This window comes from Micromonospora sp. NBC_00330, from assembly GCF_036136635.1.
GTDB classification, from domain to species: Bacteria; Actinomycetota; Actinomycetes; order Mycobacteriales; family Micromonosporaceae; genus Micromonospora; species Micromonospora salmantinae.
This window is the reverse complement of record NZ_CP108012.1, coordinates 6610848-6632322: the sequence shown is the minus strand read 5'-3', so window position 1 is coordinate 6632322 and position 21475 is coordinate 6610848. Positions and strand designations below refer to the sequence as shown.

The 21475-nt window shown below is 73.2% G+C and carries 18 protein-coding genes; 8 read left to right on the top strand and 10 right to left on the bottom strand.

Annotated features, from left to right (window positions below; translation table 11 throughout):
- Positions 1-186 precede the first annotated feature (186 nt).
- On the top strand, positions 187-744 hold the full coding sequence (locus tag OG598_RS30240; RefSeq protein ID WP_442931412.1) for an RNA polymerase sigma factor: 558 nt from the start codon (positions 187-189) through the stop codon (positions 742-744).
- Positions 737-1942 carry a hypothetical protein gene (locus tag OG598_RS30235; RefSeq protein ID WP_328652082.1) on the top strand — a complete coding sequence of 402 codons (1206 nt, stop codon included), beginning with the start codon at positions 737-739 and terminating at the stop codon, positions 1940-1942. The genes OG598_RS30240 and OG598_RS30235 overlap by 8 nt, the downstream gene beginning before the upstream one ends.
- Positions 1943-1994: 52 nt before the next feature.
- Here OG598_RS30235 and OG598_RS30230 read toward each other — a convergent pair whose 3' ends face one another.
- The 3 genes from OG598_RS30230 to OG598_RS30220 are packed head-to-tail and all read right to left on the bottom strand — an operon-like array spanning position 1995 to position 5263.
- Positions 1995-3503, bottom strand: coding sequence for a pyridoxal phosphate-dependent decarboxylase family protein (locus OG598_RS30230; RefSeq protein ID WP_328652081.1), 1509 nt, complete (start codon positions 3501-3503; stop codon positions 1995-1997).
- A gap of 27 nt (positions 3504-3530) precedes the next feature.
- A complete protein-coding gene (locus OG598_RS30225) occupies positions 3531-4916 on the bottom strand; it encodes an MFS transporter (protein WP_328652080.1) in 1386 nt (461 codons plus the stop codon).
- A 32-nt stretch (positions 4917-4948) separates the two neighbouring features.
- Positions 4949-5263: an MGMT family protein gene (locus OG598_RS30220; RefSeq protein WP_328652079.1), complete on the bottom strand. Its 315-nt coding sequence runs from the start codon at positions 5261-5263 to the stop codon at positions 4949-4951.
- 61 nt (positions 5264-5324) lie between these two features.
- On the opposite strand from OG598_RS30220, the gene proB reads away from it, so the two are divergent.
- Positions 5325-6434, top strand: coding sequence for a glutamate 5-kinase (gene proB, locus OG598_RS30215; RefSeq protein ID WP_238684582.1), 1110 nt, complete (start codon positions 5325-5327; stop codon positions 6432-6434).
- A gap of 117 nt (positions 6435-6551) precedes the next feature.
- A complete protein-coding gene (locus OG598_RS30210; RefSeq protein WP_328652078.1) occupies positions 6552-7793 on the top strand; it encodes a glutamate-5-semialdehyde dehydrogenase in 1242 nt (413 codons plus the stop codon).
- 13 nt (positions 7794-7806) lie between these two features.
- Here the strand turns inward: OG598_RS30210 and OG598_RS30205 are convergent, their stop codons facing one another.
- The 6 genes from OG598_RS30205 to OG598_RS30180 all read right to left on the bottom strand — a co-directional run bounded on the left by OG598_RS30205 (position 7807) and on the right by OG598_RS30180 (position 14777).
- Positions 7807-8694 carry a prenyltransferase/squalene oxidase repeat-containing protein gene (locus OG598_RS30205; protein WP_328655481.1) on the bottom strand — a complete coding sequence of 296 codons (888 nt, stop codon included), beginning with the start codon at positions 8692-8694 and terminating at the stop codon, positions 7807-7809.
- Positions 8695-8822: 128 nt separating this feature from the next.
- Complete coding sequence (gene moeZ, locus OG598_RS30200; protein WP_112584748.1) at positions 8823-10004, bottom strand: adenylyltransferase/sulfurtransferase MoeZ; 1182 nt, start codon at positions 10002-10004, stop codon at positions 8823-8825.
- A 123-nt stretch (positions 10005-10127) separates the two neighbouring features.
- The gene (locus tag OG598_RS30195; protein WP_328652077.1) at positions 10128-10949 is read right to left on the bottom strand and encodes a DUF3152 domain-containing protein; all 822 of its coding nucleotides are present in this window, start codon (positions 10947-10949) and stop codon (positions 10128-10130) included.
- Positions 10950-11053: 104 nt separating this feature from the next.
- Positions 11054-11899 carry a DUF3152 domain-containing protein gene (locus OG598_RS30190; RefSeq protein ID WP_328652076.1) on the bottom strand — a complete coding sequence of 282 codons (846 nt, stop codon included), beginning with the start codon at positions 11897-11899 and terminating at the stop codon, positions 11054-11056.
- 5 nt (positions 11900-11904) lie between these two features.
- The gene (locus tag OG598_RS30185) at positions 11905-12879 is read right to left on the bottom strand and encodes an alpha/beta fold hydrolase (protein WP_328652075.1); all 975 of its coding nucleotides are present in this window, start codon (positions 12877-12879) and stop codon (positions 11905-11907) included.
- Between the two features lie 23 nt (positions 12880-12902).
- Positions 12903-14777, bottom strand: coding sequence for a hypothetical protein (locus tag OG598_RS30180; protein WP_442931542.1), 1875 nt, complete (start codon positions 14775-14777; stop codon positions 12903-12905).
- Between the two features lie 1616 nt (positions 14778-16393).
- Between OG598_RS30180 and OG598_RS30175 the strand changes: the two genes are divergently transcribed.
- Positions 16394-17032 (top strand): TetR/AcrR family transcriptional regulator, encoded by a 639-nt coding sequence (locus OG598_RS30175; RefSeq protein WP_030489514.1) that lies wholly within the window; start codon positions 16394-16396, stop codon positions 17030-17032.
- 64 nt (positions 17033-17096) lie between these two features.
- Positions 17097-17324: a DUF3107 domain-containing protein gene (locus tag OG598_RS30170; RefSeq protein ID WP_088950288.1), complete on the top strand. Its 228-nt coding sequence runs from the start codon at positions 17097-17099 to the stop codon at positions 17322-17324.
- A gap of 73 nt (positions 17325-17397) precedes the next feature.
- Here OG598_RS30170 and OG598_RS30165 read toward each other — a convergent pair whose 3' ends face one another.
- Positions 17398-18039 (bottom strand): ferritin-like fold-containing protein, encoded by a 642-nt coding sequence (locus OG598_RS30165; protein WP_328652074.1) that lies wholly within the window; start codon positions 18037-18039, stop codon positions 17398-17400.
- Between the two features lie 351 nt (positions 18040-18390).
- Between OG598_RS30165 and OG598_RS30160 the strand changes: the two genes are divergently transcribed.
- Positions 18391-20088: a DEAD/DEAH box helicase gene (locus OG598_RS30160; protein ID WP_328652073.1), complete on the top strand. Its 1698-nt coding sequence runs from the start codon at positions 18391-18393 to the stop codon at positions 20086-20088.
- An 88-nt stretch (positions 20089-20176) separates the two neighbouring features.
- Entirely contained in the window at positions 20177-21331 is a 1155-nt protein-coding gene (locus OG598_RS30155; protein ID WP_328652072.1) for a class I SAM-dependent methyltransferase, read from the top strand.
- The last annotated feature ends 144 nt before the right edge of the window (positions 21332-21475 follow it).

Below are 21475 nucleotides of genomic sequence, written 5' to 3'. Positions count from 1 at the left end.
TCCCCCACACGACAGTCGACCGCAGCGTCGGGCTGCAACCCCGAGGCCCGTTCGAGGCTTCTAAGGGGGTACGGCACGCCGAGCAGCAGCGCCGACAACGGGGAGCACGGGAACGACCCCGACGAGCGAGTGGTACGACCGCCTCGGGTACGGGCCCGAGGCGAACGGGGAGGGGCAGTGACAGTGATGACGGGAGCCCGTGCCAACGAGCCACCGGGGGCGATTGCCGCGATGGCCGGGGAGCGCACCACGACAGTGAGCTTCGACGACTTCTACCACGCGCACTTTCGCAACGTGACCAGCCAACTGGGCGCCTACGTGGGCGACCTCTCACAGGCCCAGGACCTCGCGCAGGAGGCGTTCTGCCGGGCCCTGGCCCGGTGGGACCGGCTGGCCCGGTACGACGACCCCGTCGCCTGGGTCCGGCAGGTCGCCTGGAATCTCGCCCGGAGCCGTTGGCGGCGGCTCCGGACCGCGCGCAACCACCTGCTCCGGCAGCGGCGGGCCGAGGCAACGATGGCCGGGCCGACGCCCGATCGGGTGGCGATCGACGCCGCGCTGGCCCAACTGCCCGCCAACCACCGGCGGGCCGTCATCCTGCACTACCTCGCCGACCTGCCGGTCAACGAGATAGCGAGTCAGGAGGGGGTGGCCGAGGGCACCGTCAAGTCCTGGCTGCACCGCGGCCGGACAGCGCTGGCGGGGCTGCTCGACGAGAGCACCGAGGAGATGGGCAATGTCTGACATCGACCCGCGGCTACGGGAGCGGTTGGCCGCGTACCGTGCCGAGACGATCTCCCAGATCGCCGGTCCGGGACCTGACCAGGCCCGACGTACTCTTCGTCGGCGTCGGCAGGCGAGGGCTGCGGCGGTGGCCGTGACGGCGATCGTCCTGGCTGTCGCACCGATCGTCGCCAACGCCGCCCTGCGAGATGACGGATCGGTTCCGACTCCGGCACAGACCGGCGAGCCGACCACACTGCCGCCGAGTGCTCCCGCACCGACGCCGTCGACCCCGCTGACGCCCAGCACCACCACGACCACGAGTCCGGCCGCGCCGGACGGCCGGATCAGCCGGGCCCAGTTGCTGGCCGCCCGCGTCGACCTGCCGGCCTGGCCCTCGTACGCGTCGCACTGCGCCACCTCGGACGTTCGGCTGCGGCCTTCGGGACGCGACACAGGTGTGTCGACGCTGGCGGACCTGGACCTGGGCTACACCGACCTGGACGGCGATGGCGCGACCGAGACGGTCGCCCTGGTCACCTGCCGGCTCGGCGAGGCCTCGGCGAAACAACTCGTCGCGTTCGACCGCGACGGGCACGGTCGGATCGTGACCATGGCTCGGGTCGTCGGCACGAAGGAAGGGCTCGACGACATCACTGACGCCGCCGTCACCGAGGACGGGAAGGTGCGGGCTCAGGTGGCCGACCTCCAGCCCTGCTGCTCGATGCCGAGTTACTGGGCGCAGAACCAGTGGCGGACGTACCGCTGGGACGACGGCCGGTTCACCCAGAGCGACGGGCCGAGGTCCTTCGGCACTGACCCCCGGCTGACCGACCTGGTGTTGACCGGCGGCAACCTCGTACTCGGGCCGGCCGGCGCCGACGGGAAGCGGCCGGGCACCCTGAACCTGAGCCTGACCAACACGGGGTCGGTGGACGTGGCCCACGTCGGCTTCGCCGAAATTGGCCACATCGGGGCGATGAGCAAGGCCGACTCGTCGATCTGCGTGCCGTGGCGGGGAGGCGACGACTCGGGGGTCACCTGTCGCGCAGCAGGCCTGCGGGCCGGGGAGCGCCGGGCGTACACGTTCCATCTGCTCGTCGATCCCACGGCGCTGAGACAGCCCAGCGTCCGGGTGGTGCACTTCGACGACCAGGACCGGCGCTGGCAGGACCTGACCTTCAAGAACAACTTCGTGGAGGTGCGGGTGAGGCCCTGATCCGGCCGATCGGGCCCGGCCGGCACCGACGGCCGGGCCCGTTGCCGCACGGTCAGCTCGGCGCCCAGCTGGGGCGTTGCAGCAGACTGACGAATTCCACGAGCAACCGCTCGCGCAGCGCCGACGGCGCGGCGTCGAGCAGGGTGTTCACCAGCGCCATCCGCTCCGGCAGCGGTCCCGAGTCCGACCCCGCCTCGCCGCCCAGGCCCAGCCCGGCGGCCAGGCCGACGATCAGGTCCGGGGTCAGCGCCTCGGGGGTCAGCGCGCCGACCAGGGCCGCCAGCTCGGCGGGCAGCCGCACCGGGCCGGCGGCCCTGGCCGCTGCCACCGCGTCGGTCAGGTCCGGCCCGAACTCGGCGACCCGGGGCGCGACCGCGGCGGTCACCGTGAGGTGCACGCTGGCGGGCAGGCCGTCGTACGAGAGCTGGGGTTGGGTGTGCCAGCCCCGCGCGGTCAGCTCGTCGACGAGAACGAACAGGTCGGGGCCGCCGTCGGTGGCGGTGAAGCAGACGACTGTCGACTCCGGCTCGGCCATCAGCCGCAAACCGTCGACGGCCCGGACCGCGTCGGCCAGCCCGGTCACCGCGTCCCGGGTGACGGCGGCCAGCCGCAGGTAACCCTCGTCGCCGAGGTGCCGCACCGTGGCGTACGCGGCGGCGATCGGGCCGCCCGAGCGGGTGGACGCGATCACCGGGTTGATCATCGTGTAGCCGGGCCAGTCGGCGTACGCGAAGTACTGCGGCGCACGGAGGGTGGCGTCGCGGTGCAGCAGCACTGACACCCCCTTCGGCGCGTACGCGTACTTGTGCAGGTCGACAGAGATGGAGGTGACCCCGGGCACCGCGAAGTCGAACGGCGGCACCGGCTCCCCGAGACGGCGCAGGTAGGGCAGGGTCCAGCCGCCGAAGCAGGCGTCCACGTGGCAGCGCACACCGGCCTCGGCCGCGGCGGCCGCGATCTGCGTGACCGGGTCCACCACCCCGTGCGCGTACGACGGCGCGGAGCAGGCGACCAGCACCGTCTCCGGGCGGATCGCGGCGGCCATCGCTGCCGGGTCGGGACGCAGCGTCTCTGGGGAGACGGGCACGACGTCCAGCGCCACCCGTAGGTAGTGCGCCGCCTTGGCGAATGCGGCGTGCGCGCTCGACGGCACCACGATCCGGGGTGCGGAGATCTCCGGGTGGGCGTCCCGGGCGGTCTTGACGGCGAGGATCAGTGACTCGGTGCCGCCGCTGGTGACGCTGCCGACGACGTCCGGGGCGGTGGTCCCGGGGCCGGCGCCCAGCACCCGGCCGGCGGCGCCGACCAGCGCGTTCTCCATTGCCAGCAGGGACGGGAACGCCGTCGGGTCCAACCCGTTGACGTGGGCGCTCTCCCGGTGGGCGGCGGCGGCCAGCTCGTCCAGGCCGGGCACCGCCGGGTCGTAGACGTACGCGAACAGCCGTCCCCCGTGGGTGGGCGCGTCACTCGCCCGCAGCTCCCGCACCTCTTCCAAAACCCGTTCCGCCGGAACCCCGGTGGCGGAAAGCGCCCCAGCCTCAACCCTGTTCTCGTCGATCATGGAGTTACGGTGCCCTTCTCGTGACGGTCAACGGCTTTCGTCCCCCAGCACAACTCCATGATCGACCAGGTCGCTGTGGGCGGTGAGGGTGTACTGGCGGAGCAGGAGGATCGGAGGGGCGATCAGCAGGGCCGGGATCAGCGTGAAGCCGAGGAGCACGCCCAGCCTCGCCGTGTCGGACTGGGCCGCCGCCGAGCCGGTGTCGGAGGACACGTAGCCGGAGAGCTGGAGCACCAGTCCGTAGATGCCGGGGCCGAGCGCCAGGCCGAAGGTCTCCCCGGCGGTCCACAGCCCGGTGAAGACGCCCGCCTGCCGTCGACCGGTACGCGCCGTCTCGTGCGCGATGCAGTCCGGCAACATGGCCAGCGCGAAGACCTGCTGCCCGGCGTACCCCACGCCGATCAGCGCGACCACGAGATAGACGGCCACCGCCGGCAGCACCGGGGCGGCGACCAGGGCGAACGCACCGACGGCGAGGATCAGCGAGGCGACGACCAGCGCGGTGCGCTTGCCCAGCCGGGCACCGAGCCGGCTCCAGATCGGCATCACCAGCAGCGCCGGCCCGACGAAGCAGACGAAGAGCAGTGTCGGCCCGCTCTCCTCGTCGCGCAGGATCTGCCCCGCGAAGTAGTTGACACCGGCCAGGATCGTCGCCACACCGGCGGACTGCACCACGAAGCAGATCAGCAGTGCCCGGAACGGGCGGTTGGCACCGGCCACGGCGAGCTGGGCGCGCAGCGTCGGCTCGCTCTCGCCCACCGTGCCGGTCGGCGCGGACCGGGTGCCCAGGAACGCGCCGAGGGCGCCGAGGGCGATCAGCACCGCCACGAACAGGCCCATCCAGCGGTGCCCGGCCACGCCGTCACCACCGGCGCTCACCACCAGCGGCGCGACGGCGCCGGAGACCAGGATGGCCAGCGCCAGCACCGCGATCCGCCAGGTCATCAACCGGGTGCGCTCGGCGTAGTCGCCGGTCAGCTCTGCCGGCATCGCCACGTACGGCACCTGGAAGAAGGCGAACGCGGTGGCGGTGGCGAGGAACGCGAACGCCACGTACGCCACGGCGGCCGGACCGTTACCGAAGGGCGCCGCGAAGATCGACGCGAACAGGACGGCGAGGGCGAGTCCGGCGACGAGCAGGTACGGCCGGCGGGCGCCCCACCGCGACCGGGTGCGGTCGGAGATCCGCCCGGCGACCGGGTTGACCAGCACGTCCCAGGCCTTGGGCAGCAACACCAGCAGGGCGGCCAGGCCGGCGGCCACGCCCAGGGTGTCGGTCAGGTACGGCAGCAGCAGCAGGCCGGGCACGGTGCCGAATGCTCCGGTCGCCAGGGAACCGAGCGCATAGCCGGCGTGCACCGAGCGGGGCAGCGAGCCGGTGGCTGACGAGCCGGCGCCCGGCGGCGTTTTCATGGGGCCGAATGTTACTCACGTTAGGACGCCGGTCACATCCCCTCATCAGGCGACCAGCCCGCCGCCGCGATGTCCACACCCTCGCCGCGCAGCGGCACTCCCTCGGCCCGCAGTCGGGCCCGCGCCTCCCGCTCGTGCCCCGGCGGCAGTCGACCACTGGCCGCCACCACCCGATGCCAGGGCACCGAGCCGCCGTGCCGGGCCATGATGTTGCCGACCAACCTGGCCGAGGCGCGTCCCGAGCGCTCGGACAGCGCGTCGGCCACCCCGCCGTACGACATGACCCGGCCCTCCGGGATCCGCTCGACCAGGTCGAGAACCGCCTCGACGTACTCGTCTGGAGTCACAATCCGCCACCATATGGGAAGGCCGCCGGGCGGTGCGGCAGTGACCACGCAGAATGGTCGGGTGCGCGACGCAGTCACGACGGCCCGGCGGGTCGTCGTCAAGATCGGATCCTCCTCGTTGACCACCGCCACGGGCGGGTTGGCCGACGAGCGCGTCGACACGCTGGTCGACACCCTCGGTCGGCTCACCGCCGAAGGGCGCGAGGTGGTGCTGGTCTCCTCCGGCGCCATCGCCGCCGGGCTCGCCCCGCTCGGGCTGTCCCGACGCCCGCGCGACCTGGCCACCCAGCAGGCCGCCGCCAGCGTCGGGCAGGGGCTACTGATCGGCAGGTACGCGGCCAGCTTCGCCCGGCACGGCCGCACCGTCGGGCAGGTGCTGCTCACCGTCGACGACGTGACCCGGCGAGCGCACTACCGCAACGCGTACCGGACGCTGCGCAAGCTGCTCGACCTGCGGGCGGTGCCGATCGTCAACGAGAACGACACGGTCGCCACCCAGGAGATCCGGTTCGGCGACAACGATCGGCTGGCCGCCCTGGTGGCCGCGCTGGTGCACGCCGACCTGCTGGTGCTCCTCTCCGACGTGGACGCCCTCTGGACCGGTGACCCCACCAACCCGCGCTCGACCCGGATCGCCGAGGTGCGCGACGACGCGGACCTCGCCGGCATCACCATCGGCGGGGCCGGCCGCTCCGGCGTCGGCACCGGTGGCATGGTGACCAAGGTCGAGGCCGCCCGGATCGCCACCGGCTTCGGCATCCCGGTGGTGCTCACCGCCGCCGACCTGGCCACGCCGGCGCTGGCCGGCGAACCGGTCGGCACGCTCTTCCACCCGCAGCGGCGACGGCCGACGGCCCGGCTGTTCTGGCTGGCCCACGCCACCTCGCCCCGGGGGCGGCTGCACCTCGACCCGGGCGCTGTCGCCGCCGTCGTCGGGCGGCGCAAGTCGCTGCTCCCGGCCGGCATCACCGCCGTGGACGGCACGTTCACTGCCGGCGACCCGGTGGACCTGGTGGACACCGCCGGCGCATCGGTCGCCCGAGGGCTTGTCAACTACGACGCGGTGGAGCTACCCGGGCTACTCGGTCGCTCCACGTCCGAACTCGCCGCGGCGCTCGGCCCGGCGTACGAACGAGAGGTCGTCCACCGCGACGACCTGGTGCTGCTGTGACCCGAGGACTTTCCCACCACCACCGAGGAGTGCTGGCATGAGCGAGCGTCAGCGAGCGAATCATCGATTCAGGGCGCTGGTGCCTCAGGCCGGCACGGAGCGCAGCGGAGTGTCGGCATGAGCGTCGTTGAGCAGGCGCGACGGGCGAGGGACGCCGCCGCGGAGTTGGCGGTGGCCACGCGTACGGTCAAGGACGCCGCGCTGGTGGCGATGGCCGACGCGCTGGTGACGCGTACCCCGGAGATCCTGACCGCGAACGAGACGGACCTGGCGGCCGGCCGTGAGGCCGGGCTGACCGCGGCCGTGCTGGACCGGCTCGCGCTCGACGCGGGTCGGGTGGCCGGCATCGCCGACGCGCTGCGTGAGATGGCCGCGTTGCCCGACCCGGTCGGCGAGGTGGTCCGCGGGTCCACACTGCCCAACGGCCTGGAGCTGCGCCAGATCCGGGTGCCGTTCGGGGTGGTCGGCATCATCTACGAGGCGCGGCCCAACGTGACTGTGGACGCCGCCGGGATCTGCCTCAAGTCCGGCAATGCGGCGCTGCTGCGCGGGTCGTCGTCGGCGGCGCACTCGAATGCCGCGCTGGTCGCTGTGCTGCGCGACGCGGTCGCCGGGGCCGGTCTGCCCGCCGACGCGGTGCAGTTGCTCGACGCCAGCTCCCGTGACTCGGTCAAGGAGCTGATGCGCGCCCGGGGTCTCGTCGACGTGCTCATTCCGCGCGGTGGCGCGTCGCTGATCCGGACCGTGGTCGAGGAGTCGACAGTGCCGGTGATCGAGACCGGGGTGGGCAACTGCCACGTCTACGTCGACGCCGCCGCCGACCTGGCGAAGGCCGTCGCGGTGACGCTGAACGCCAAGACGCAGCGCCTGTCCACCTGCAACACCGCCGAGTCGCTGCTGGTGCACGCGGGCATCGCCGACGCGTTCCTGCCGCCGGTGCTGGCCGCGTTCGCCGAGGCGGGGGTGACAGTGCACGGCTCACCCGAGGTGGCCGCCCACTCCGCCGCCGTGGTTGCGGCGACCGAGGAGGACTACGCCACCGAGTACCTGTCCGCCGACATCTCGGTGGCGGTGGTCGACTCGCTGGACGCGGCGGTCGCGCACATCCGCCGCTTCGGCACCGGGCACACCGAGGCGATCGTCACCGACTCGGCGAGCGCGGCCCGTGACTTCGTCGCGAGGGTGGACGCGGCGGCGGTGATGGTGAACGCGTCGACCCGGTTCACCGACGGGGGCGAGTTCGGTTTCGGTGCGGAGATCGGCATCTCCACCCAGAAGCTGCACGCTCGCGGTCCCATGGGCCTGCCCGAGCTGACCAGCACCAAGTACGTCGTCACCGGCGACGGACACGTGCGCTAGCGACGGGGGCGGCTCAGCCGCGCGGGGTGGGCCGGGCCGCCCGGATCGCGGCCAGCGTGGCGTGCACGTCGAACTGGTGGCCGTCGTCGCTCTCCCAGCCGCCGTCGCTGCGCTGGGTCTCGGTCAGCCGGCGCAGCGCCCGCACCATGATCCAGTCCTGTGGGTCGACGCCGGCGCGGCGCAACGTGGCCGCCAGCCACGCCACGTCCCCGGGGGACATCTTCGGCATCCGCTCGGCGAGCACCACCTGGATCCGGGCGGACTCCTGGAACATCTCCTGCCGGTGCAGCACTGCCGCGCTCAGCCAGCCGGCGGCGAGGTACGACGGCCAGCTACCGTCCGGGCGCAGCCGCGCGGCGAGCGAGTGGGCCGCCGCCTGCACCACCCCGGCGTACGCCCCACCGACCCGATGGTCGAGCGGACCCGAGGCCCGGGCGTCCAGGCCGGCGACGGTGAGCCAGAAGCCGGCGTTTGCCGACACGAGGAACCCGGCCTCCGGGTCGCCGGGACGGGCCCACTCCGGTGCCGAGTCGGCCAGTGACGCGTCCTCTTCCCAACCGCCGTCGGCCTGCTGCCGGGACGCCAGCCAGTCCAGGGCGCGGCGGGCGGCGGGACGGCCGAGCCCGCCCAGGTCGTCCAGCTCGACGAGCCGGAAGCAGGTGGCGTCGATCGAGGCGACCTCGCCGCCCCAGGTGGCCGGCCAACCGCCGTCCGGTGACTGGCCGACCTCGGCCGTCTCCAGCAACTCGGGGGGCACTGCGGTGCCGTTGCGGAGCCAGGAGAGGCGGGCGCGTTCCACCGCATCCCCATGCGCCACGACGAACCCGATCGCGGCTTCCAAGTCGACCACGGCGGAGACGCTACCTGCGCAGACGCGCTGCCGCCTCGGAGAATCGGCCAGCCCGGAATGGCTGCGTCGCTCCGGCCGGACGGCCGCTCGGCGTCATCTGCGTCGATTTGCCGGAACGGTCGCCTGGGCCACCCCGGCGCGGCGGCGTGGCCGCGCCAGGGCCGCCCCGGCGCGATCGGTCAGTACGCGGGCAGCGACGGGTCGATCTGCTTGATCCAGGAGAGCACGCCGCCCTGCACGTGCACGGCGTCCTTGAATCCGGCCGCCTTGAGCGCGGCGAGCGCCTCCGCCGAACGGACGCCGGACTTGCAGTGCAGCACGATCTGCCGGTCCTGCGGCAGCTTCGCGAGGGCCTCACCGGAGATGATGTCGCCCTTGGGGATCAGGGTGGCACCGGGGATCTGGACGATCTCGTACTCGGCCGGCTCGCGTACGTCGACGAGGAAGATGTCCTTGCCGGCGTCCTGCCACTCCTTGAGTTCAAGGGCGGTGATGGTCGAGTCGAGCGTCGCCTCCTGGGCCTCCTCGGAGACCGCGCCGCAGAAGTCCTCGTAGTCTTCGAGCAGGTCGGTGACCGTCGGGTTGTCGCCGCAGAGCGCGCAGTTCGGGTCCTTGCGGACCTTGATCTTGCGGTATTCCATCTCCAGGGCGTCGTAGACCATCAGGCGGCCGACCAGCGGTTCACCGATGCCGGTGAGCAGCTTGATCGCCTCGTTCACCTGGATCGAACCGATCGACGCGCAGAGCACTCCGAGCACGCCGCCCTCGGCGCAGGAGGGGACCATGCCGGGCGGCGGCGGCTCCGGGTAGAGGCAGCGGTAGCAGGGGCCGTGCTCGGCCCAGAACACCGACGCCTGGCCGTCGAAGCGGTAGATCGAGCCCCAGACGTACGGCTTACCCAGCAGCACCGCCGCGTCGTTCACCATGTAGCGGGTGGCGAAGTTGTCGGTGCCGTCGACGATCAGGTCGTACTGGGCGAAGATTTCGCGGACGTTCTCGCGGTCCAGCGCGGTGTTGTGGATCTCCACGTTGACCAGGGGATTGATCTCGCGGATCGACGCGGCGGCGGACTCGGCCTTGGACCGGCCGATGTCGGAGACGCCGTGGATGACCTGGCGCTGGAGGTTCGACTCGTCGACGGTGTCGAAGTCGATGATGCCGAGCGTGCCGACCCCGGCCGCGGCGAGGTACAACAGTGCGGGCGACCCGAGGCCACCGGCGCCGACACAGAGCACCCGGGCGTTCTTCAGCCGCTTCTGGCCGGTCACCCCGACGTCCGGAATGATCAAGTGACGTGAGTAGCGGCGGATCTCGTCTACGGTCAGCTCGGCGGCGGGCTCGACGAGCGGGGGCAACGACACGGTGGACTCCCCGGGATCGGCGGTGTGAACCGCGCCATTGTTGCTCGCGGGAGCCCCCCTCGGCCATGAGGGATGACACGTGGTCCGGTATGCGGGAGCGGGAATAACCGACGACCCGGCAGATCAGGGGACGATGTCCCCCGCGTAACGACGACCGTCGAGGTACGGCCAGGCGTTGGCGACGCAGCCTTGCAGCCCGTACGTCTGCTGCTGCATCACCGGGGCAGGCTCCCCCGGGCCGGGGCACGCCTCGTGCTCCTCGCCGAACTCGTGGCCCACCTCGTGGTTGATGACGTAGGTCCGGTAGGTGTCCAGCGAAGCGCCGTAGTCGGGGACCGCCTCCATCCAGCGGGCCAGGTTGATGATGACCTGACCGGGCAGCCGACAGGAGGTGTAGCGCTCGGTGGTCAACCCGCCCTCGGCGCACATCCGCTCGGACGTGACAGGGGTGGCCAGGTAGATGGTGAAGTCGGCGGCCCCGGCGTCGGCCACCCGTTGCACCCGCAGCTCATCGGACGCGATCCAGCTGCGCGGGTCGGCCAGCACCTCGTCCACACTGGCGGCGAACACGTCGGCGTCCTGGCCGGCGCCTCGTTCGACGACGACCCGGTATCGGTGCAGCGGCCCGTCCGTGCCGTGCACCGGTGTCTCGCCGTCGGCTGCCGTGAAGCGTCCCGCTCCGACCGACGGATAGCCGGTGGGCGGCGGGTGCGCGGCCACCCCACCTCCGTGGCCCATTCCGCCCTGCGTGGTGGCCGGAGGCTCGACCGACGGCTCGCCGCCCCGGCTCACCGTCACCCCGATGGCGGCCGCGAGCACGAGCAGGCCGAGGAGCATGCTGCGACGGCGACGCCGGTGCATCCGGACGAACGCGGGACGCACGCCCCGCAACGCCGGCCCGGGCTCGGGCGGCCGGGGCGGGCCGTAAGGGGACGACGGCGTCATAGGATCAAGCCTGTCAGATTATTCGGGCATTTCTCCGTTTTTATCGCTATTGCCGCAAGACGCCTGATGGAGGGCCCGATGGTCGGCGTGTCGGGCCGATCACCTCACAGGGCGGGACCTGTGTATCGACGCCCGTTCAGGTACGGCCACGGGTTGACCCGGCAGCCGTTGAGGAAGAGCGTCTGCTGCATCATCACCGGCGCCGGCCGGCCCGCACCGGGGCAGCGCTCGTGCCGATGCCCGAGCTGGTGACCCACCTCGTGGTTGACCACGTACGTCCGGTAGACAGTCAACGGCACCTTGGCCGAGACGAAGTGCGGCACCGACAACCGCCACCGATCCAGGTTGATGATCACCTGGCCGGGCGCCCGACAGGACGTGTACGGGCGACCGCCGATCCGGATGTCCACCCCACCGTTCGCGCACATCCGACCCGCGGTGCGGGCGGTGGCCAGGTAGACGGTGAAGTCCCGAGGCGCAGCCCCCGGCACCTGCTGTAGCCGCAACCTGCCGCTGTCGACCCAACTGCCCGGCCCGGCGAGCGCCGCCTCCACCGCCTGGGCGAACTCGGTGACGTCCTCGGCACTGCCCGACTCCACAGCGACCCGGTAACGCCGCAGCTCACCCGCCCGACCCAGCACCGGGCCGGAGCGGACGTCGTAGCCGAACCCGCCAGTGCCGGCGCTCGGAACCACGCCGGGCACCCGCAACACCGGGGGCGGGCTGGACGGAACCGCGTCAGAGGGCGACGGGTCGGGCGGCAGCGGCCCGGCCACCAGCGGCGGCGGGCCGATCTCCTCGGCGGCCAACCGGTCAGCGCCGGGATGCCCACCCGGCCCCTCGGCGATCACTGTCACCGCCGCGCCGACGGCCACCACCACCGCCACCAGTTGGGCGAACAGCGCGAAACGTCGCCGACGGCGAGCAGGATGGCGGGCTGAGCTGGGCATCCACGTCAGCCTGCCAGATCAGACCGCCCCGCGGTGTCCTCCATTTCGGCGAGCAGACCGACCACCGCGCGGGCAACCAGCCGGGGCACCTCCAACTGCGCCACATGGCCGACGCCCTCGAGCATCATCAATCGGCTGTCCGGAATGACCCGGGCGGTCTGCGGCCCGACCCGCACGTCGACCAGACGGTCCTGCAGACCGCCCACCACCAGGGTCGGTGCGCGTACCGCCTCGGCGAGGCGCCACAGCGACCCCGGCCCCGGCAGGTACGACCGCAGGAAGCTGGAGACCAGCCCACGGAACGTCCGGACGTACGCGGCAGCATAGTGCTCGGCCTCGTACCGCACCCGGATCTCCTCCAGCGCCTCGGCCCGGCGCTGATCGCAGATCCGGCTGAGATCGGCGACGCACGCCTCCAACACCTGCTGGGCCATCACCTCGGGAGCGAGCTGGGTGAGGTGCCGGGCGACCAGCCGCTCACCTCGCGGAATGGCGAGCACCGGCAGCATCCGCCCCTGCAACGAGCGCCGGAAATCCAGGAACGGCAGCGCCGGGGAGATCAGGGTGAGGGTGCGGACCAGATCCGGCCGGAGTCCGGCGACCTGGACCGCTACCGCGCCACCCAGCGAGTTGCCGAACAGGTGCACCGGCCCTCGACCGGTCTGCTCGATCCAGCGGACGACCAGATCCGCGAAGGCCGGAATCGTGTAGCTCGGGCCCGGCTCGCTACGGCCGAAGCCGGGCAGGTCGATGGCCTGACCGTCCAGCCGGTCGGCGAGCAACCCGGCCAGGTCGGTCCAGTTCTGCGACGACCCGCCCAACCCGTGCACGTACAGCGCCGGCTCCGCGCCGGCGGCGGTGGCCGGGGTGTCCCGGACGTACGTGACTCGGCCGTCGAGGCGGACTTCCCGGCCCGGCCAGGGCGGCGGAACGCTGTCGTCGGGGAGCAGGTGGTCCGGCCAGAGGGTGGCGCGTCTCATTGCTCCAGTCTGCCTCGAACCACTCAGGACAGCAGCGCCTCCAGCCGACGGTTGACCGCTGCCAGCGTCGCCCGGACCACCGCCTGACGCGGGTCACCCGCGACCAGGGCCGACCCGGCGAGCTGCTCGACCCAGCCCTCACAGACCAGCAGCGCCACCACTGTCGCCACCTCGCAGTTGCCGAACGGCACCACAGCAGCGTGTTCGACGAAACAGCGCCCCCGCTCGGCGTTCTCGGCACCGCGCAGCAACTCGTCCACAGCGGCCGCCGCCGCCACCGCGCAGAGCCGCAACACGTAGCCGTCCACCGCCGGCCCGGTGGCGTACCCGGAGGCGCTGTCGCCCCCGGCCAGCAGCCGGACCTCCACGTTCGCGTCCAGGCCGAAGGTGCTGACCTGCACATGGTCGATCACGACTCGGGGCCCCGGCGTACCGCCGGTCTCCAGCGGCCGGGACGGCGCCGACTCCGTCGTGGTCACCTGACCACCGGAGTACGACGTGCCCAGCGTCGCCGGGCTACCGGTCGCGGCGCCGGTCGGCGCGGACGAAACCGACCCGGGTTCCTCCACGGTCGCGCGCCCCCGGTGCGGAGCGTTCGACCGGCGGCGGCGCGTCGGGTCCGTGCCGGTCCGCTGCTCCGGGCCGGACGGCGGAGAATCGACCCGACCGCCGGACGGGCGGACGACCGTCGGCGACTCGGCCGACCGAACCTCGCCGGGATCGCGCGAAGCCGCGTTTCGAGTCTCCGGGGTACGCCGCTCGGCGGGCTCGGCCGCGCGACGGCGAACCGGTGGTGGTGGCGTGCTGGGCAGGCCGGGCACGTTCTGCGGGGCCGCGGCCAACCCCATCCGCTCCTGGAGCAGCCGGGCCACCTGCCGGCTCACCTCGGCCGGGTCGGCGCCGTCGGCCAGGTCCAGTCGCAGACTGTGCGCCCCCGCCGGCGTACGGCGCAGGGCCGCGTCGCGGACACCGGCCACCTCCCGGACGGCGTCCAGGATGGCGTTGACGTCGAACCCCTCGGGGCGCTCGCGCAGTGGGGCTGGCTCGTCGTCCCGGCGCAGGTGAGTGGCGATGCGGGCGAGTTCCGGGGTTTCGGCGGGTGGATCCACGGCTGGCGGCTCCGGCACGACGGGCACGTCCGGTTCCGCAGGGACGCGCTGCGGCAGCACCACCGCGCTCGCAGCCGACTGCCGGCCGTCGTCGGCCGGCGACGTCGGCTCGGGAGCGGATCGGCGCGCCGCGTAGGCGGAGGCGGAGGTGGACGCCGCGGCGGGCTGATCGCGGCGGCCGGAACCCTTGGTGGCGGTGGGCGGGACCGCTGAGGTGGAGGACGGGGTGGCGTCAGTCGATGGCGAGCCGTTGACCGGCGGGGGCGGCTCGACGGGTGACGGACCGGGCTCGGGTGTCGCCGGCCGGAGCCGGAACGGTCCGGTCGGTCGGACGTCGGGCCGGGACCGGCCGGGCGTGTCGCCTCCGTCGCCCCCACCGGCGCTGGTCGACCGGCTGGCCGGCCACGACGGGCGCTCGACCGGGGTGGCCGGGAGCCGGCCCTCGGACCAGTCCGGCCGCTCGGCCCGGGAACTGCTCGCCGTCGGCGAACCCCCGGTCCAGGACGAGCGCTCCGCGACCAGCGACGGGCCTGCGGGAGCCGGTGGCGCGTCGGTCAGCGTGGGAGGTGGCCCGGCCGGAGCCGGAGGCGGTCCAGCGGGTGCCGGAGGTATCGCCTCGGCCGGTGCGGGCGGGTCGGCCGATGCCGGGCTGGAGGCCCAGGAAGGTCGCGTGGGCGGGGAACTGGCCGGTGCCGGATCGGCACCACCGGCCCAGGACGGCCGCGTCGACGCCGCGCTGGTCGCGGGCGGTTCGGCCCCGCCGGCCCAGGACGGTCGTACCGGCGGCACGCTGGTCGCCGCCTCGGACCCGCCGGCCCAGGACGGCCGCACCGGCGGCACGCTGGTCGGCGTCGGATCGGCCCCCCCGGCCCAGGAGGGCCGCGCGGGCGACGCGCTGGTGGGGTCGGCCCCGCCGGCCCAGGACGGACGGTCGGCGCGAGGGCCGCCGGTCGCCCCGGACCCCGCCCAGGACGGCCGGTCAGCCGGCGGTGCGCTGGTCGGCGACGCACCACCCGCCCAGGACGGCCGGTCAGCGGGCGGACCGCTGGTCGGCGACGCGCCACCGGCCCAGGACGGACGGTCGGCCGGCGGTGCGCTGGTCGGTTCGGCGGGGCGTTCCGGGGTGGACTCGGATTCGACCCGGACGGGTTCGTACGCCCGGGGCGGATCGGCGCGCACCGGCTCGTACGGACGGGGCACCTCGGCGCGCACCGGCTCGTACGGCTGGTGGGGTTCGCCGACCCAGTCCGGCGCCGGCTCGTCCCGTGCCGCCGGGCCAGCCGGCTCGTCGTCCTGGCGGGACCAGGGTGGGGCCCACCCGCCACCCCAGCTCGGACGGTTCCAGCTCGGCCCCGACCAGTCGGGCTCGATGGCCGACGACTCCCCGGCCCGGTGCGTTTCACCGGGACGGTGCGTCTCTCCGCTGCGGTGCGCCTCTCCGGCACGGTGCGTCTCTGCCGGCCGGGAACCCTCGGCAGCGCGACCTGGCTCGCCCTCGTCGGCGGACGCGGCCGGGCCCGGGGTGCGTCCCGAGGACGCCGCGGGCTCGGGTGCGAGCGGGTCCCGCCAGTCGCGCGGCGCTGTCGGACTCTCGTCGGCGGCCAGCCGTTCGCCGGTCGGCGCGTGGAAACCGGGCGGCACCTCGAAACCCGACGCCGCGGTGCCGACGGGCGGCACCTGGACGGCCGGAGGGGCCGAGGTGGGCAACCCGGGCTCGGCCCAGCGGGCACGATGCGCGGCAGCCGGATCGACGGTGGAGTGTGGGGCGGGGCCCGGGTCGGGCTCGACGGCACCCTGCTCGGTCGGCGGTGCGGGACGTTGGGCGGGCACCACGAGCCGCTCGCTGGCCGCCCCGGGGCGAGCCTCGGCGGGCAGCCCGGGCGGGGCGCTCACCGGCGTGGGGCGTCCCGCGGGCGGTTCGAGACCGGGGTGGTGGACGCCGTTGACGTCGTCCGGGTGGTGCACGCCGTTGACGTGGTGGCCGTTGGCGGGGGCCGGCGACTCCGGGTCGCCCGACCGCCCGACCAGCGGGGATGGCAGGTCGCCGTGCCGTGTCGAGGAGGTCCGCCAGCCCGACGCGGGGTCGGGCTGCCAGCGCGGCGCCTCATCCCGGGCGTCCTCGCGGTCGGCGGCTCGGGGCCACCCACCCGCCGGAGGTGCCCACCCACTGACGGAACGGCTCGGGTCGTCGTGCTGACCCGCTCCGTCACCGTGCTCTCCCGGGGTGGCGGCTCCGGGTTGCCCTGTTTCACTCACCGCGCGCTCCTTGGTCGCCCCCGCTGAGGCTACCGTGTGCCGAGAGTGGCGATAAGTTACAGCGGCGGGCCATTTCCACGACCGAGGTCACGGGCCTCGCCCGGTCTGGGGGGAAAATGCCGGCTCGTACGGAGAACTCGGAGGATCCCATGACCGCTGCGGGGAACGGTGCACAGACCGCCGGCCGGCCCACCCGCCTGCCCCGCTCCGCGCGTCGTAAGCAGCTTCTCGCTGCGGCGCAGGAGGTGTTCGTCGCCCAGGGCTACCACGCCGCCGCGATGGACGACATCGCCGAGCGGGCCGGGGTCTCGAAGCCGGTGCTCTACCAACACTTTCCCGGAAAGATGGACCTCTACCTGGCGCTGCTCGACACGCACTGTGACGCCATCGTCGCTCAGGTGCAGGACGCGATGCGCGGCACCAGCGACAACAAGGAGCGGGTCAGCGCGTCGGTACGGGCGTACTTCGACTTCGTCGACCACGAGAGCGAGGCGTTCCGGCTCGTCTTCGAGTCGGATCTGCGCAACGACCCGGCCGTGCGGCAGCGGGTGGAACGGGTCGAGCAGGGCTGCATCGCGGCGATCACCGACACCATCATCTCCGACACCGGGGTGAGCCGGGCGCACGCCGAGCTGCTCGCCTCCGGGCTGGTCGGCGCGGCGGAGACGGCAGCGCAGTTCTGGCTGGCCGGCGGACGGCAGGTGCCCAAGGCCGAGGCCGAGGCGTTGGTGGCCGCGCTGTCGTGGCGGGGCATCGCGAGCTTCCCGCTGCAAGGTGAGTCAGCCTGACCGCCGGCCCCGTGATCGGATAGCCTTCGCAGGGCGGTTCTTTCGCCCCAGTTGAGGAGGCACAGTGGAGGTCAAGATCGGCGTGCAGTACGCGCCACGCGAGCTGGTAGTGGACAGCGCGCAGTCGCCGGCCGAGATCGAGCAGATCGTGACCGACGCCTTCGCCGGCAACGGCGGCACGCTCTCCCTGACCGACGAGAAGGGCCGGCGGGTCATCGTTCCGGTCGAGAAGGTCGCCTACGTCGAGATCGCCGAGGCGTCGTCCCGGGCGGTCGGGTTCACCGTTCGCTGACCGGTTCGGCCATCGCGGCAGGTCGGCACTCGGCCCACCTGCCGCAGGCCGGCGCCGGCCGACGGCCGGTTGGTCAGTTGTTCAGCCCGGCGGCGGCCATCCGCGCGGTGTGCGCGGTGGTGAGCCTGCCGAACAGCCCCGGCACGTCGACCCGGCCGTCTCGTGCGATCAGCGCGGTGAGGGTGGCCCGCTCGGCGGCGACGCGGCCGGCCTGGGACAACGCCTCGCCGACCAGTCGCCGGGCCCACATCGAGAGCCGACCGGCCACCCGGGGGTCGTCGGCGACGGCCACCCGGATCTCCGCCGCGGCGAAGTCCGCGTACCGGGAGTCGTGCAGGACGTCCAGCACCAGGGCCCGGTCCGGTTCCTCCAGCGCGTCGGCGATCTCGCGAACGAAGTCGTCGGTGATCGCGTCGCCCACGTACGCCTTGGTGACCACTTCCGCCCAGTCCCGTGGCTCGGTCGAGTCGTGGTACGCCTGCAACGGCTCGACATAGGGCGCCATCGCATCCTCGGGTGCCACGCCCAACGCGGTGAGCCGGTCGGCGAGGCGCCGGTAGTTGGCGATCTCGGCCGCGGCCATCTCGTTCAGCGCGGCCCGGCGGCGCAGGTCAGGAGCGAGTCGGGCATCGCCCGCCATTCGCTCGAAGGCGAGCAGCTCACCGAAGGCGACAAGACCCAGCAGGTCGGCGTACGCGGAACCGGAGGCGGACACGAGCGGCAGGCTATCGCGTACCGACCCTCCTGCGCGTCCCGCGCACTTCGCACCTCGGCCGAACTCCCCGATCACCGTCGACGGGATGGGCGGCGTGCGATAAGTGTGGCGTAGGTCACATTTGCTTGCCCCGCGTGGCGAGTGGCCGACCGGGAATCGGGACGGGGGCATGCCTGTTCAGGTAACATGGAGCAGTTGCCGTGGGCGCCGATCTGATCGAAGCTCAGCCCGCGGCGCGCGTGCGGCCCGGTCCGGCTCGGCAATCTGCCGCCGACCGTGTGGCCCGCGTCATACCGAACGCGCCCTGAGGACATGACGGGCGCACCCACGAGAGGGCACCCCCACATCCACATGAGCGACCTGACTCAAGATTTGCTGGACGGCCAGGAACTGGCCCCCACCGCCCCGGTTCGACCGGAGGCCCCCACGTTCGCCGCACTCGGCGCCCGCGCCGAGACGGTCGAGGCCCTGGCCTCGGCCGGCATCACCCGCGCCTTCGCCATCCAGGAGTACGCGATCCCGATCGCGCTGCGCGGCGTCGACCTGATCGGTCAGGCGCCCACCGGCACCGGCAAGACCCTCGGCTTCGGTGTACCGCTGCTCGACCGGGTCTTCGCCCCGGGCGAGGGCAGCGACGGCGTCCCCCAGGCGCTGGTCGTCGTCCCCACCCGTGAGCTGGGCATCCAGGTCGCCAAGGATCTGGCCGCCGCCGGCCGGACGCGTGGCGTCCGGGTGCTGCCGATCTACGGCGGCGTGGCGTACGAGCCGCAGATCGACGCGCTGCGCAAGGGCGTCGAGATCCTGGTCGGCACGCCCGGCCGACTGATGGACCTGCAGAAGCAGAAGCACCTCCGGCTCGACCGGGTGCACGCACTCGTCCTCGACGAGGCCGACCGGATGCTCGACCTGGGCTTCCTCGACGACGTCGAGAAGATCCTGGCGATGCTTCCGGAAGACCGGCAGACGATGCTCTTCTCGGCCACCATGCCGGACCCGATCGTCACCCTGTCGCGGCGTTTCCTGCGCCAGCCGATGACGATCCACGCCGGGCACACCGCCGAGACCGGCCCGTCGCCGCAGACCCAGCAGTTGGTCTACCGCACCCACTCGATGAACAAGGTCGAGGTGGTGGCGCGCATCCTCCAGGCGGAGGGGCGTGGGCTGACCATGATCTTCACGCGTACCAAGCGGGCCGCCGACCGGGTCGCCGAGGATCTCGACTTCCGCGGGTTCGCGGTCGCCGCGGTGCATGGTGACCTCGGCCAGGGCGCCCGCGAGCGGGCTCTGCGGGCCTTCCGGGCCGGCAAGATCGACATCCTGGTCGCCACCGACGTGGCGGCCCGTGGGTTGGACGTCACCGGCGTCACCCACGTCATCAACTACGACTGCCCGGAAGACCAGGACACCTACACCCACCGGATCGGTCGTACCGGCCGGGCCGGCGCGACGGGTGTCGCGGTGACCTTCGTCGACTGGGACGACATGCCGCGCTGGCGGATCATCGACAAGACCCTGGGTCTGGAGATGCCGGAGCCGCCGGAGACGTATCACACCTCGCCGCATCTCTACACCGACCTGCACATCTCCACCGAGGTCAGCGGCACGCTGCCCACTGCCGAGCGCACCCGGGCCGGGCTGTCCGCCGAGATCGAAGAGGATCTGGGTGGGACGACCCGCTCCCGTCGGGGCGACAGCGGTGGTCGGGGCCCCCGACGCGGCGAGAGCCGTGGTGAGGGTCGCGGCGAGCGCCGTGGTCGGGGCGATGGCCGCCGCGACCGCTCCGACGCCGGCACGCCGGCCGTCGCCGAGGCACCTGCGGCCGACGCCGCCGACGCCGCCGACGAAGGCACCCGTACTCCCCGTCGCCGGCGTCGCCGCCGGACCGGCGAGGTGGTAGCGGCCGAGGCGACCGCGGTGATCTCCGCCGACGCCGGCCCCTCCGAGCCGGCCACCGCGTCCGACGGCGAGGCGTCCAAGCCGCGCCGCCGACGCCGCCGCCGTGGTGGCGGTTCCGGTGCGGATGCGCCGGCCGAGGCGACAGCGGACTGACCACCAGCCACACCTGACATCCCCCGCACCGCCTCGCGCGGTGCGGGGGATGTTCCCTTCTCCCACCCCACCTGCCGAAGATGGAACGATGCCGCAACCACTGGACGCCGCCCTGACCGAGGTTCGGGCACTGCTGCTCGACCCCGCGCTGACCCGTGCGGTCGCCGCCGGACGTCGACGCGGTCGCCGCCCCACCGTTGAGCGGGCCGAGCTGCGGCCGGTACGGCTCAAGGCCGGGCCGCGGATGCAGATCACCACGTCCGACGGTGCTCGCCCCTACACCCGCAACCTCGCCTCCGGTCCGGAGGCCGCTGCGGCGATCGACGAACTGCTCGCCGAGCCGTTCGGCAACTGGCACGTCGAGACGGCCGACGCGACCCTCCAACTGCGGGTGACCAAGTCCGGCGAGGCGCAGGTGCACAGGGCCGCGACGTCCCGTCCGGCGGCGACGCCCACGGGGAACGACCGGACGAAGGAATACCTGCTCGACCCCGGCGACCCGATCTTCGCGGAGATCGGCGGCTCGGCAGCCAAGCGCCGCCAGGTGGACGCGTTCCTGCGGGCCCTCGCCGCGACCCTGCCCGACGAGCTGACCGGTCCGCTTCGGGTGGTCGACCTGGGCTGCGGCAACGCCTACCTGACGTTCGCCGCGTACCGCTACCTGACGAGCCGGGGGCTCGACGTCCAACTGGTCGGCGTGGACGTCCGGGAGGACCAGCGGCGGCGCAACACCGAGCTGGCGCAGCGGCTGGGCTGGGCCGATCAGGTCAGCTTCGTGGCCGGGACGATCGCCGACGCCGTCGTCGACCCCGCCCCCGACCTGGTGCTGGCGCTGCACGCCTGTGACACCGCCACCGACGAGGCACTGGCCCGCGCGGTGCGCTGGGAGGCCCGCTGGGTGCTGGCCGCGCCGTGCTGCCACCACGATCTGGCGAAGCAGCTCCGCGCCCACCCCGCCCCGGCCCCGTACGAGCTGCTGACCCGGCAGGGCATCCTGCGCGAGCGCTTCGCCGACGTGCTCACCGACGCGCTGCGCGCCGGGTTGCTGCGGGCGCACGGGTACCGGACCGAGGTGGTGGAGTTCGTGGACTCGCAGCACACCCCACGTAACCTGCTGATCCGCGCCCGTCGTACCGGAGCCGAGGCGACCGACCCGCAGCGCGCGGAGTACCGCGAGCTGGTGGACCAGTGGCAGGTCACTCCCCGGCTGGAGACGCTGCTGGCCACCGGAGAGGCGCCTTAGGGCCTGTTTCATAAGGGCGGTCGAGCCGAGGCGGAGTCCGGGCGGCGATCCGGCAAGGCGCGGTTTCGTCCGGATACCGGTGTTGTATCCGGACGAGACCGCAACGCCGCCGGTCGTCGTTCGGGCCCGCCGCAGGCCGGCCAG